The organism is Hydrogenivirga okinawensis, assembly GCF_055385515.1.
Genome location: NZ_AP042386.1, coordinates 1,478,792 through 1,487,897 on the forward strand (window position 1 = coordinate 1,478,792; position 9,106 = coordinate 1,487,897).

The window sequence follows — 9,106 nt, forward strand, 5'->3', positions numbered from 1 at the left end:
TCTGATTTCAAACTATCTCCAGACCAGAAAAAATAAAAGGTATCTCGTAGCTTGCGGATTCCTTTGAGTCGGAGGCGTGTATGGCGTTCTTTCCTTTGTCCGTTCCGAAGAGAGCTCTTATGGAGTTGGGAGCGACCTTCCTTGCCTCCTCGCTATCGGTGGGACCTATGATCTCCCGAACCCTCTGGATGGCGTTCTCTCCCTCTAAGACCGCCGCCACCACGGGACCGGAGGTCATAAACTCCACAAGCTCGCCGTAGAAAGGTCTGTCCTTGTGGACTATATAAAACTGCTTTGCCTGCTCTTCGGTAAACCTGAACATCTTGAGGGCTTTTATCTCAAAACCTTCCTCTACGAACCTATCGAGGATCTTGCCGATAGCCTTCTTCTGAACCGCATCGGGCTTAATGATTATCAGGGTTCTCTCCATAAGGTCTAACCTCCGTGGATTAAGAGCTTTTCGAGCTGTCTTTTGACGGATGTATCAACGACAAATCCGGAAGTCTTGAAAACAAAACCGCCGATCAGGGAGTCGTCGTAGCCGATCTCAACCTCTATCTCTCTATTCAGAACTTTTTGAATGGCGGACACTATCTTTTCGGTCTCCTCCTTGTCTATCTCCCTCGCCAAGTAGAGGTAGCCTTTGGACATTCTCATTATCCTCTCTACCTCGTGGTCGTATAACCTCTTCATTTCGGGGAGTAGGGAGAGGGCGTTTATCTCTATCAGGTAGTCGAAGACCTCTAAAGCTGTATCGGGAACGCCGTACTTTTCCATTAGATTTTTCAGAAGTTCTATCTTCCTCTCCTTGGGAACGAAGGGGCTGACGAAGAAGTTCCTCGCATCCCTGTTCTTTCTGTAAAGTCCTGCGAGGAGTTCTATAAAGGATCCTGTGTTGATTAAGGTCTCTTTATCTTTTGGGAGCTTTCTCACGAGTAGGCGGACCGCCTTCCTCGCTATCTCCTTCTTCTTAAGCATTCTTCCTTTCCTCCAGAACTCGTAGCTGTGCCTCTATATACCTCTTCTGAACTTCGGGCTTGCTGAAGGCTTCTTCAAGCATACTCTTGGCTATCTCCTCCGCCTTTGCCATTCCGTAGAGGGCAAGCTCCTCCTTGGCTTTCTTTAGCTCTATCTCGACCGTTTCCCTCGCCTTGTCCTTTATCCTCTGGGCTACTTCCTCAGCGTGCTTCTTGGTGTTCTCTATCTCCGTCTGGGCTGATTCCCTCGCGAGGGCTATAGACTCGTCCGCCCTGACCTTAGCTTTCTCGAGCTCTTCCTTGGCTCTGGCAAGCTCTTCCTTAGCCTTGTTCAGTTCCCCCTCAGAGCTTTCCACTTCCTGCGTGAGGGATCTCCAGAAATTGTTGAAGGCTTCGCCTATGGGTTTTCTTCCGAACCAGTAGACTATTCCGAGGAAGATAAGTATGTTCACTCCCTTCCATACAAGCTCGAGGGGGTCGTGGTGAGCTCCGCCTTCTTCGGCGGCGAAGGCTACCGCGCTCGTTAGGACTAAAAGCAGATATCTACTCATGCTGCCTCTCCGAGTATCTTCTTGACGATCGCCTGTGCGATATCCTTAACTGCCTCCTCCAACTTCTTCTTTTCCTCCTCGAGGGATCTCCTTATCTCCTCAACCTTTGAGCTTACCTCTGCCTGAGCTTCCTCTTCCGCCTTTTCGAGGATCTCGTTCTTTATCCTGTTGGCTTCCTTACGGGCTTCTTCCAAGATGTTGTTCGCCTCTGACCTCGCTTTCTCGAGGATCTCCTTAGCCTCTTCGAGATACTGGGTTGCCTCGCCTCTGAGCCTCTGGGCTTCTTCCAGGTTTCTCCTTACTATGGCTTCCCTCTCCTCTATAACCTGTGTGTAAGGCTTTACGTAGATAAGGTTTATCAGGAATACGAAGGCTAAGAATAGAACTGCCATTATGAGGAGGGTTATGTTAGGGATAACTCCTATATCCATTCCAACCTCCGGCTAAAGATTATCCTACAAAGGCGGTAGGATTTCAAGTTCAACTTGCCTTGGCGAGTTTGTTGTAGAGAACGCGGTCCTTCTCGACTATCTTTTTAACCTTCTCCTTTAATTTTTTTCTGTCCTTTCCTCTCACTACTCTGATTATGTTCGTGAGCAGACCCGCCATGTAATTAACTATAGATTTCCATGTTCGGATATAGACATCGAGTTTTTCCCGAATTTCAGAAACTTACGGCAGAAAACCTATGTTCTTGAGAGTATGATCTTTTCAACCTATCGGCTCAGAGTCCCTGAATTATAATGCTTAAAGCCTGAAAGGGAGGTGGCGTGATGTATAAGTCCATGCTTTTTTTACATATCTTCTTCGCCATGGTATGGATAGGGGGTATGGTTTTCAACCTCCTTTTCTTACACCCTGCCGTCAGGGAACTCCGAGAGGATGTGAGAGGCACCTTGGCAGGCAAGGTTCTCGGCAGGTTCTTCTTAGGGGTATGGCTCTCCATATTCGTCCTCTTCCTCACGGGGATGTGGATGTGGCACAGCGTGAGAATGGACTTTAGCAACAATCCTCTCTTTCACATAAAGCTCTTCCTCTTCGGGATAATGGTGGTGAACTTTATCTACATATACTTCTACCTATTCAGGAAAAGGCTCTTTAAGCACATTCCCAACTTCGTATGGATAAACCTTATCCTCGGAGTGCTGATAACACTGATAATCACCTATATACGTTGAGCAGGATTAGGGGTTATCACCGCTTCCACCACAGAGTCATCGAGAGCTTTAAAGCCGTGAAGCTCTTCAGGCTCGTAGAAGATCGTGCTTCCTACCTCTAAGATTTCCTCTCTATCCACCGCGCCTGCACAGAAGGAGAGCTTCCCTTTGAGAACGGTTATGAACACGCTCGAGGGGGAAGTATGGGGCTTTATCTCCTGACCTCCCTTTAGGTAAAACCTTATCACCCTCGCGTTTCTGTCCTGATAGACGAGCTCCCTCTGAGGAGACTCTTCACTGAACTTCTCTTCGAGCTTAGCCACCTTTGCCATGTTCAACCTCCTTTATCTTTTTAAAAGCATGAAGAAAGACGATCTTGAAGAAGTAGCCGAGGATAAAGAGGTAGAGGATGGGAGCCACGAGACTCAGGGGATAAAAAAGAACGTCAACCACCAGAAAGAGTGTGTAAAAGATAAGGGACATTTCCAAGAATTTCGGGAACTCTTCCTCCGCTATCAGCTCGTTAATGGCAGGTGCCTTCCCTCCCATCTTGGCAAACTTCCAGTTCCATAGGATCCTCGGAAACAGGTGCGCCATTCCTCCGAAGATAGTGAAAGCTCCGAAGCCGTAAACGAGGAGGTCTATATGGAGATTGAGCAGAACGGGTAGCGTCTTAGGATGGGAAGCCATCGCCCCCGCGATTAGGAAGCCGAGGGGCAGGAAGAGGAGGGCTACGATGAAGACCTTTACGACATAGGGAAGAGGGGAGGGCATTCTCCTCTGCTTTATGAGCGAATAAATGAGGTAGATGTAGTAAAGGGCAACGCTGACTTCTAAGAGGAGGGAGAGAGCTATCAGTTTGTAGTTCAGGAGAAAGAAGCTTACGAGAACCAGAGCCGTGGAGGCCTGCTTGAAGTAGAAGAGTCTTTGAGACTTTCTGATGTTTAGGGTCTCCATCAGGAGCATCGGTATCCAAGCTATCTCCACTCCGTAGATGGCGTTGAGCATGGATCCTACGGTGAGTGTGTGGATCGCGAGCTGAAAGGGAACTATCCCCAAGCTGAAGTGAAGGAAAAGAAACAGGGAGGAGAGCAGAAGGTAGAACAGGGAAAAGCCGAGGAACCTGACGGTGAGGGGCATCCAGTTCCTTATGTTCAGAAGCAGGTGAATAAAGAAGACCGAGTAGGAAAGAAAGAGGATTATGGAACCGGCCTTAAAGTATCCAAGGTAGAGGAGGGATAGCGCCGTAAGGACTCCCAGAAACACGATGTAGGAGATCCAAGAGAGAGATAGCCTTCTGTTCTGGGAGTTGGGAACTATCTGATACATGGCTCCCACGAGAGTCGTTCCTATGAAGCCAAAAACGAGAGAGATGAAGAAGGTGTGGCTGTGAGATCCTGTGACCTTGAAACCGAGAGACAGGAGGAGGCTCAGTATGGCTATAAGAAAGAAGAAGGGAGATACCTTCGAGACGTAGAACATTCTCCTCTCCTCACATGAGTAATCAGTTATTTACTATAATCTCCTTGAGAGAAAAGTCAAATAGAACCTGTCCCTACCGTAAATAATCGTTTATATTATTAGGTATGGAAAAGCAAACTCAGGACTTCGGTAACGCCTGGGAGTATCAGGGTTGCATGATACCGAAGGATCTTTACTACGACATAGAAAATCAGGTGTGGCTTAAGGTTAACGAGGATGGAACGGTAACGATGGGACTCACCGACGTGGGACAGACGAGGGCGGGGAGGCTACTTCATGCGAGGATCAAACCAGTGGGAACAAAGGTTAAGAAAGGAAAGCCCGTTGCCACCTTGGAGAGCGGGAAGTGGGCTGGTCCTGTGCCTGCTCTGGTTGAGGGTGAAGTGGTGGAGGTAAACCAGAGGGTCATGGACGATCCCAACTTTATAAACATAGATCCCTACGGGGAGGCTTGGATAGTGAAGCTGAAGCCGGCAGACCTTGAGAGAGATCTGAAGGATCTCGTTACGGGTGAGGAGGCTCTTGAAAAGATGAAGGAGCATATAGACGAGTGGGATATAGTATGTATGAGGTGTATGTGAGATGAGTGCAGAGGAGAGGCACGTTATACTCTTAGTTTCTCAGTGGTGTCCTACCTGTCCTCATGCGGACGCCCTCTGGAGGAAGCTCCAGGCAGAGTACGGCTTTAAGTACGAAGTTCTCGATATAGCAACTCCGGAGGGTAGATACTGGGTAAACAAGCTGATGGTAAGGAGCGTTCCCTCCTCCATAGTGGACGGGAAGTTAGCCTTCGTCGGAGTTCCCAACGAAGATGAAGCGAGGAAGGTTGTGGAGGAAGGGGTAAAGTTCGATTAGGGATATTTGAAATCATAAAAATTCCCTACGAGGCGGGTAAAATTAAGCTCTATGAAGGTAAAGATCAACGGAAGGGTCTTTGATATTCCTAAAGGGGTCAGATTCGGAGAGCTCAGCCACGAGATAGAGAAGGCTGGCATAGAGTTCGGATGCACCGACGGCCAGTGCGGTGTATGCGTTGCGAGGGTTCTCAGAGGTCTCGAGTGCCTCAACGAGCCTTCTGAGGATGAGGAGGAAACCCTCTGGAGGATAGGAGCGGTCGATGAGGAGGAGAGACTGACCTGTCAGCTCATAATAGAGGACGAGAGCTGTGATGAGATAGAGATAGAGTCGGAAGACTGATGTTCAAGATACTCCAGTATCAGAAGGAGGTCCTCGAAAAGGGGAAGGCAAAGCCCGTAACCTTGATACACGGGGAGGAGGAGTACCTTGTAAAGGCTTTCATAGACAAGCTGAGATCTGCCTATGGAAACTCCCTCTCCCTGAGATGGGGAGACGAGCTCGAACCCGAAGAGATCTTTTCCCTCGTTTCGGAGGGGAGCATCTTCGGGGGTTCGGAAAACGTCATAGTTATTCTCAACTTCGAGGAGTTTCTAAGGAAGATAGGCAGGAAAAAGAGGAGTATTGAAGCCCTTCTCAATACACTGAAGAGGATAAAGAGCTCCAGGCTATTCCTCGTAGTCAGCAGGAAACTGAGCTCTCAGGAGCTGTCCAAAGAACCTTTCAAAACGATAGCTTCCATAGGGGACTTAGTCCTCGCCGACCGACTCCACCCTAAAAAAATAACGGAGATAGTGAGGAGGAAGTTCGAGAAGGAAGGAGGAGGAATAGAGGAGGAAGCCCTCGAGCTACTGATAAACATGTGTGGTGGAAACCTCATGATCCTGAAGCAGGAGAGCGAGAAGCTTATAACCTACGCAGACGGGAAGAAGGTCACCCCAGAGGACGTCAGGAGGGTCTGCGTTCCCTCCGATAGCTATACTCTGTTCGACTTTATAGACTACCTATTCCAGGGGGATCTCGATAAAACTCTCAGATCTCTTAAGGACGCCTTCTCCAAGGGAGTGCCTCCGCTCCAGATCTTGGGACTCCTCTACAACTACGCCATAAAGCTCTATACCGCCTTTGAGCTCAGGAGGAAGGGAGAGAACCTCGACGCTGCTTTGGAAGCGGTGGGCGTTAAGCACCAGTTTGCTAAGATGAAGTTCAAGAAGTATATGGAGGAGATGAACGAGGAGAGGATAGGAGTTCTAATCGATCGCCTGTACAGGCTCGATATTCGAGTAAAGACCTACTTCTCCGATCCCCAAAGGGAGCTGGTAGACTTCGTTACAGAGTTCACTCTCTCCTGAAATATACTTTAAGACCTATGAAGGATTGGGGGACTGCTGTAAAGGAGATAGTAGAGGCAGGAAGGTTTTTAGACTCCAAAGGCTGGGTGCCTGCAACGAGCGGGAATATATCGGTGAGACTTGATGAAGAGAGAATAGCCATAACTGCGTCGGGAAGGCACAAAGGGAGACTGACAGAGAAGGACATACTCTTAGTCGACAGGGAGGGAAATTCCTTAGTCGACGGGAAGCCTTCGGCGGAGACTCTTCTTCACGTTCTCATCTACCGCCTCTATCCAGAGGTAAACGCCGTGGTCCACACCCACTCCCCCAACGCCACACTAATCTCAAGGCTCGTCAGAGATAAGGTGGAGCTTGAGGACTACGAGCTTCTTAAAGCCTTTCCGGAGATAGAGACCCATGAGGTCAAGATAGTCGTTCCCGTCTTTGAGAACGATCAGAACATGAGGAGTCTCTCCCTGAAGGTGGAGAGTTATTTGAAGGAGAATGATGATGTCTTCGGGTTTCTGATAGGTTCTCACGGGCTCTACACGTGGGGAAAGGATATGGAGAGCGCTCTCATCCACGCGGAGGCTTACGAGTTCCTCTTTGAGTGCGAGATAAAGATGATGTCTATAAAGTGATCACTTCTGCCTTATCCTGAAGGTGCACCTCTCGTAACCCTGAGCGGCGCAGGTTACCTCCTCTACCTCGAACTTCTTATCTAAGAGATCCGTCAGAAAACCTTTGAAGAAACCTGCCATTGGTTTGCAAACGGGTTTCTGACTCCTCCCTATAGCCTCAACGAGTATGGACCCCTCAACGTATATCTCCATGCTTCCCAGATCGTATTCGAATAGGTCTATGAGCCTTGAGGACTCGGCTATTATGGTCAGGAGCTCAAGAGCCTCGTCCAGTCTATCGGTATATACTCCGTACCTCTCCTTCAGTGTTTTTGCTCCCTTCTTTCCTCCATACTCCGCCGCCTTCTTTATGATCCTGTCTATGCCGAACTTTGAAAGCTTATAGACATCCCTGTAACCGTCTATGAGAGCGTCCCTGTGGATAAGAACGGATTCACGTTCTATGGCTTCGGCGAGAGCCCTTATGTTGTCCTTTAGATATCCCATCCTAAGCGCCTCAGTTGAGCCTTTCCCTCTTCCGAGATCTTCTCTTTCGTCCATGGAGGCTCAAATACAAATTCTACAACAACGTCCTTGAGCTGAGGGAACTTTTCAAGGATCTTCTGCTTGATGTGCTCCGCAAAGAACTGCTTGGCAGGACATCCCTGAACCGTCAGAGTCATGTCTATGTAGGCGATGTCATCTTTGACCCTGATCCCGTAGATTAGCCCTAAGTTCACTATGTCTATGGGTATCTCAGGGTCCTTTACCTCCTTCAGAGCTTCCAGAATTTCCCTTTCCATAATAGATAAATTATCCTCTGGGACTAAAATAAATTCCATGTTCAGGAGCATAGATGATCTTGAAAATTTTGTGAAGAGTGTCCTACTGGAAGCAATTTTAGGACCGGAGTCCGAAGAGGTTAAGGAAGCCCTGAGAGAGTATGACAAGGGTGAACCCCTCTCTCACATCATCAGAAGTTTAATTGCGATAGAAACCTCTGCTTTGCGGAGGCTCTGAGGCAGTTTTTTATAGACGACCCGCTATGGATCTTGTCGTTACCTACATAGCTAACCTAAAGGGAAATTTTAAAAGATCTATTGAGATGACAAAGTCCGCGTACGCACATTCGATGAAGTTGAAAAAATATAATTGGTGATATAGCGGAGGGTATTCTGGAGGAGAATAGGTATGGGGAGATTTACGAGGATGAGCTTAGAGTAAAGAAGTTCATCAAGGAGATCGGCAGGAAGTACAGGTTAAAGATACCTACGGAGCTGTTCAGTAAGATCTTTAAAGGTGTGAGGCGAAGACTCCAGAGTAAAGGTTTTCCAGAAGAAACAATATCTCTGCTGAGCGAGTCATCTGTGCTGTGCAAGCTGGTAGGTGGAGAAGCGAGGGAAACCTTGTTTGCCCTTTTGGAAGGGGAAGACTACCGTTCGGAGCTGGATATGGGCGCGAAGATCTTAACCGCGGTAGCACTACTGAGGACATTCGCCGATCCTTCCGTAGATAAGACTTACAGAAGGAAGGCTTTGGACGAAGCGGAGCGGTATATAAAACCTCCAAAGGTAATACTTAATAAAGAAGAGTATGTATAGGTTCGTTCTTTCCGTTATAGCGACTGACGGGATAGACACGGACAGGTGGGTCTGGGAATGGATAAGGGATAACTTCGGAGATGAAGAGGTTGCGAATGCTATGATAGAGGTTAAACGTAATAACCTCTCCGCAAAGGTTCCCTTCAAAGGTTTCGAAACTGCCATAAAGATCGTAGCCTCCGGGGTGGCGAAGACACTTACCTCTAAAAAGGTGAACGTTCCTGAGATTGAAGGTCCCAAATCTACCGCTTACTTCTACATAGACAGAACTCTCAAGTGGGTATTCCTACCCTACATACTCGCCATTTATCCGCAAGAGGGTTTCCTGTTCAGATCTGAGGTTTTAGATATAAAGGAGACGGCAATTTACTCCTCTTGGGAAGGAATGTATCCCGAAGACAGGGAGGTATTGAAAGACTCTTTTAGGAGCATGCTCTCTGCAGTAAACAAGGATCTAAGACGGAAGATAGCCCGGGATCTCGGTATAGACTTATAAGACGCCCTTCGTTATATTATAAATCCCTGCAAT

18 protein-coding genes are annotated in these 9,106 nt (G+C 48.0%); 9 read left to right on the plus strand and 9 right to left on the minus strand.

Features of this window, described 5'->3' with window-relative positions; all coding sequences use genetic code 11:
- Window positions 1-7: 7 nt before the first annotated feature.
- The 5 genes from ndk to ACZ483_RS08480 are packed head-to-tail and all read right to left on the minus strand — an operon-like array spanning window position 8 to window position 2,137.
- Window positions 8-430: a nucleoside-diphosphate kinase gene (gene ndk / locus ACZ483_RS08460; RefSeq protein WP_464323737.1), complete on the minus strand. Its 423-nt coding sequence runs from the start codon at window positions 428-430 to the stop codon at window positions 8-10.
- Window positions 431-435: 5 nt separating this feature from the next.
- Window positions 436-978, minus strand: coding sequence for an ATP synthase F1 subunit delta (atpH, locus tag ACZ483_RS08465; protein WP_464323738.1), 543 nt, complete (start codon window positions 976-978; stop codon window positions 436-438).
- On the minus strand, window positions 971-1,528 hold the full coding sequence (locus tag ACZ483_RS08470) for an ATP synthase F0 subunit B (protein WP_464323739.1): 558 nt from the start codon (window positions 1,526-1,528) through the stop codon (window positions 971-973). Before ACZ483_RS08470 ends, atpH begins: the two co-directional genes overlap by 8 nt.
- On the minus strand, window positions 1,525-1,959 hold the full coding sequence (locus ACZ483_RS08475; protein ID WP_464323740.1) for an ATP synthase F0 subunit B: 435 nt from the start codon (window positions 1,957-1,959) through the stop codon (window positions 1,525-1,527). Before ACZ483_RS08475 ends, ACZ483_RS08470 begins: the two co-directional genes overlap by 4 nt.
- 49 nt (window positions 1,960-2,008) lie before the next feature.
- Entirely contained in the window at window positions 2,009-2,137 is a 129-nt protein-coding gene (locus ACZ483_RS08480; RefSeq protein ID WP_464323741.1) for a hypothetical protein, read from the minus strand.
- 164 nt (window positions 2,138-2,301) lie between these two features.
- Here ACZ483_RS08480 and ACZ483_RS08485 point away from each other — a divergent pair, with 164 nt between their 5' ends.
- Window positions 2,302-2,706 (plus strand): hypothetical protein, encoded by a 405-nt coding sequence (locus ACZ483_RS08485; protein ID WP_464323742.1) that lies wholly within the window; start codon window positions 2,302-2,304, stop codon window positions 2,704-2,706.
- On the opposite strand, the gene ACZ483_RS08490 is transcribed toward ACZ483_RS08485, so the two are convergent.
- A complete protein-coding gene (locus tag ACZ483_RS08490) occupies window positions 2,694-3,017 on the minus strand; it encodes a cupin domain-containing protein (protein WP_464323743.1) in 324 nt (107 codons plus the stop codon). The two genes, ACZ483_RS08485 and ACZ483_RS08490, sit on opposite strands and share 13 nt — an antisense overlap.
- Window positions 3,001-4,167, minus strand: a complete 1,167-nt coding sequence (locus ACZ483_RS08495; RefSeq protein WP_464323744.1) for a hypothetical protein — start codon at window positions 4,165-4,167, stop codon at window positions 3,001-3,003. Before ACZ483_RS08495 ends, ACZ483_RS08490 begins: the two co-directional genes overlap by 17 nt.
- 104 nt (window positions 4,168-4,271) lie before the next feature.
- Here ACZ483_RS08495 and gcvH point away from each other — a divergent pair, with 104 nt between their 5' ends.
- Genes gcvH through ACZ483_RS08520 form a run of 5 tightly spaced genes read left to right on the plus strand, consistent with a single transcriptional unit; the run spans window position 4,272 to window position 6,997 of the window.
- Window positions 4,272-4,748 (plus strand): glycine cleavage system protein GcvH, encoded by a 477-nt coding sequence (gcvH, locus tag ACZ483_RS08500; RefSeq protein ID WP_464323745.1) that lies wholly within the window; start codon window positions 4,272-4,274, stop codon window positions 4,746-4,748.
- Window position 4,749: 1 nt separating this feature from the next.
- A complete protein-coding gene (locus ACZ483_RS08505) occupies window positions 4,750-5,022 on the plus strand; it encodes a thioredoxin family protein (protein WP_464323746.1) in 273 nt (90 codons plus the stop codon).
- Between the two features lie 51 nt (window positions 5,023-5,073).
- Window positions 5,074-5,364: a 2Fe-2S iron-sulfur cluster-binding protein gene (locus tag ACZ483_RS08510; protein ID WP_464323747.1), complete on the plus strand. Its 291-nt coding sequence runs from the start codon at window positions 5,074-5,076 to the stop codon at window positions 5,362-5,364.
- The gene (holA, locus tag ACZ483_RS08515; protein ID WP_464323748.1) at window positions 5,364-6,374 is read left to right on the plus strand and encodes a DNA polymerase III subunit delta; all 1,011 of its coding nucleotides are present in this window, start codon (window positions 5,364-5,366) and stop codon (window positions 6,372-6,374) included. The genes ACZ483_RS08510 and holA overlap by 1 nt, the downstream gene beginning before the upstream one ends.
- 17 nt (window positions 6,375-6,391) lie before the next feature.
- Window positions 6,392-6,997: a methylthioribulose 1-phosphate dehydratase gene (locus ACZ483_RS08520; protein WP_464323749.1), complete on the plus strand. Its 606-nt coding sequence runs from the start codon at window positions 6,392-6,394 to the stop codon at window positions 6,995-6,997.
- Here the strand turns inward: ACZ483_RS08520 and ACZ483_RS08525 are convergent, their stop codons facing one another.
- Window positions 6,998-7,483, minus strand: coding sequence for a V4R domain-containing protein (locus ACZ483_RS08525; protein WP_464323750.1), 486 nt, complete (start codon window positions 7,481-7,483; stop codon window positions 6,998-7,000).
- Entirely contained in the window at window positions 7,471-7,779 is a 309-nt protein-coding gene (locus ACZ483_RS08530; RefSeq protein ID WP_464323751.1) for a metal-sulfur cluster assembly factor, read from the minus strand. Before ACZ483_RS08530 ends, ACZ483_RS08525 begins: the two co-directional genes overlap by 13 nt.
- A gap of 37 nt (window positions 7,780-7,816) precedes the next feature.
- On the opposite strand from ACZ483_RS08530, the gene ACZ483_RS08535 reads away from it, so the two are divergent.
- The 3 genes from ACZ483_RS08535 (at window position 7,817) to ACZ483_RS08545 (ending at window position 9,073) form a co-directional block, all read left to right on the plus strand.
- A complete protein-coding gene (locus ACZ483_RS08535) occupies window positions 7,817-7,996 on the plus strand; it encodes a hypothetical protein (protein ID WP_464323752.1) in 180 nt (59 codons plus the stop codon).
- A 281-nt stretch (window positions 7,997-8,277) separates the two neighbouring features.
- Window positions 8,278-8,577, plus strand: coding sequence for a hypothetical protein (locus tag ACZ483_RS08540; protein ID WP_464323753.1), 300 nt, complete (start codon window positions 8,278-8,280; stop codon window positions 8,575-8,577).
- Complete coding sequence (locus tag ACZ483_RS08545) at window positions 8,570-9,073, plus strand: hypothetical protein (RefSeq protein WP_464323754.1); 504 nt, start codon at window positions 8,570-8,572, stop codon at window positions 9,071-9,073. The genes ACZ483_RS08540 and ACZ483_RS08545 overlap by 8 nt, the downstream gene beginning before the upstream one ends.
- Window positions 9,074-9,106 lie beyond the last annotated feature (33 nt).

Excerpts from the sequence above, each read along its gene's own strand:
- ndk (WP_464323737.1), bottom strand. The coding sequence starts at position 430 with ATGGAGAGAACCCTGATAATCATTAAGCCCGATGCGGTTCAGAAGAAG.
- atpH (WP_464323738.1), bottom strand. The coding sequence starts at position 978 with ATGCTTAAGAAGAAGGAGATAGCGAGGAAGGCGGTCCGCCTACTCGTG.
- ACZ483_RS08470 (WP_464323739.1), bottom strand. The coding sequence starts at position 1,528 with ATGAGTAGATATCTGCTTTTAGTCCTAACGAGCGCGGTAGCCTTCGCC.
- ACZ483_RS08475 (WP_464323740.1), bottom strand. The coding sequence starts at position 1,959 with ATGGATATAGGAGTTATCCCTAACATAACCCTCCTCATAATGGCAGTT.
- ACZ483_RS08480 (WP_464323741.1), bottom strand. The coding sequence starts at position 2,137 with ATGGCGGGTCTGCTCACGAACATAATCAGAGTAGTGAGAGGAAAGGAC.
- ACZ483_RS08485 (WP_464323742.1), top strand. The coding sequence starts at position 2,302 with ATGTATAAGTCCATGCTTTTTTTACATATCTTCTTCGCCATGGTATGG.
- ACZ483_RS08490 (WP_464323743.1), bottom strand. The coding sequence starts at position 3,017 with ATGGCAAAGGTGGCTAAGCTCGAAGAGAAGTTCAGTGAAGAGTCTCCT.
- ACZ483_RS08495 (WP_464323744.1), bottom strand. The coding sequence starts at position 4,167 with ATGTTCTACGTCTCGAAGGTATCTCCCTTCTTCTTTCTTATAGCCATA.
- gcvH (WP_464323745.1), top strand. The coding sequence starts at position 4,272 with ATGGAAAAGCAAACTCAGGACTTCGGTAACGCCTGGGAGTATCAGGGT.
- ACZ483_RS08505 (WP_464323746.1), top strand. The coding sequence starts at position 4,750 with ATGAGTGCAGAGGAGAGGCACGTTATACTCTTAGTTTCTCAGTGGTGT.
- ACZ483_RS08510 (WP_464323747.1), top strand. The coding sequence starts at position 5,074 with ATGAAGGTAAAGATCAACGGAAGGGTCTTTGATATTCCTAAAGGGGTC.
- holA (WP_464323748.1), top strand. The coding sequence starts at position 5,364 with ATGTTCAAGATACTCCAGTATCAGAAGGAGGTCCTCGAAAAGGGGAAG.
- ACZ483_RS08520 (WP_464323749.1), top strand. The coding sequence starts at position 6,392 with ATGAAGGATTGGGGGACTGCTGTAAAGGAGATAGTAGAGGCAGGAAGG.
- ACZ483_RS08525 (WP_464323750.1), bottom strand. The coding sequence starts at position 7,483 with ATGGGATATCTAAAGGACAACATAAGGGCTCTCGCCGAAGCCATAGAA.
- ACZ483_RS08530 (WP_464323751.1), bottom strand. The coding sequence starts at position 7,779 with ATGGAAAGGGAAATTCTGGAAGCTCTGAAGGAGGTAAAGGACCCTGAG.
- ACZ483_RS08535 (WP_464323752.1), top strand. The coding sequence starts at position 7,817 with ATGTTCAGGAGCATAGATGATCTTGAAAATTTTGTGAAGAGTGTCCTA.
- ACZ483_RS08545 (WP_464323754.1), top strand. The coding sequence starts at position 8,570 with ATGTATAGGTTCGTTCTTTCCGTTATAGCGACTGACGGGATAGACACG.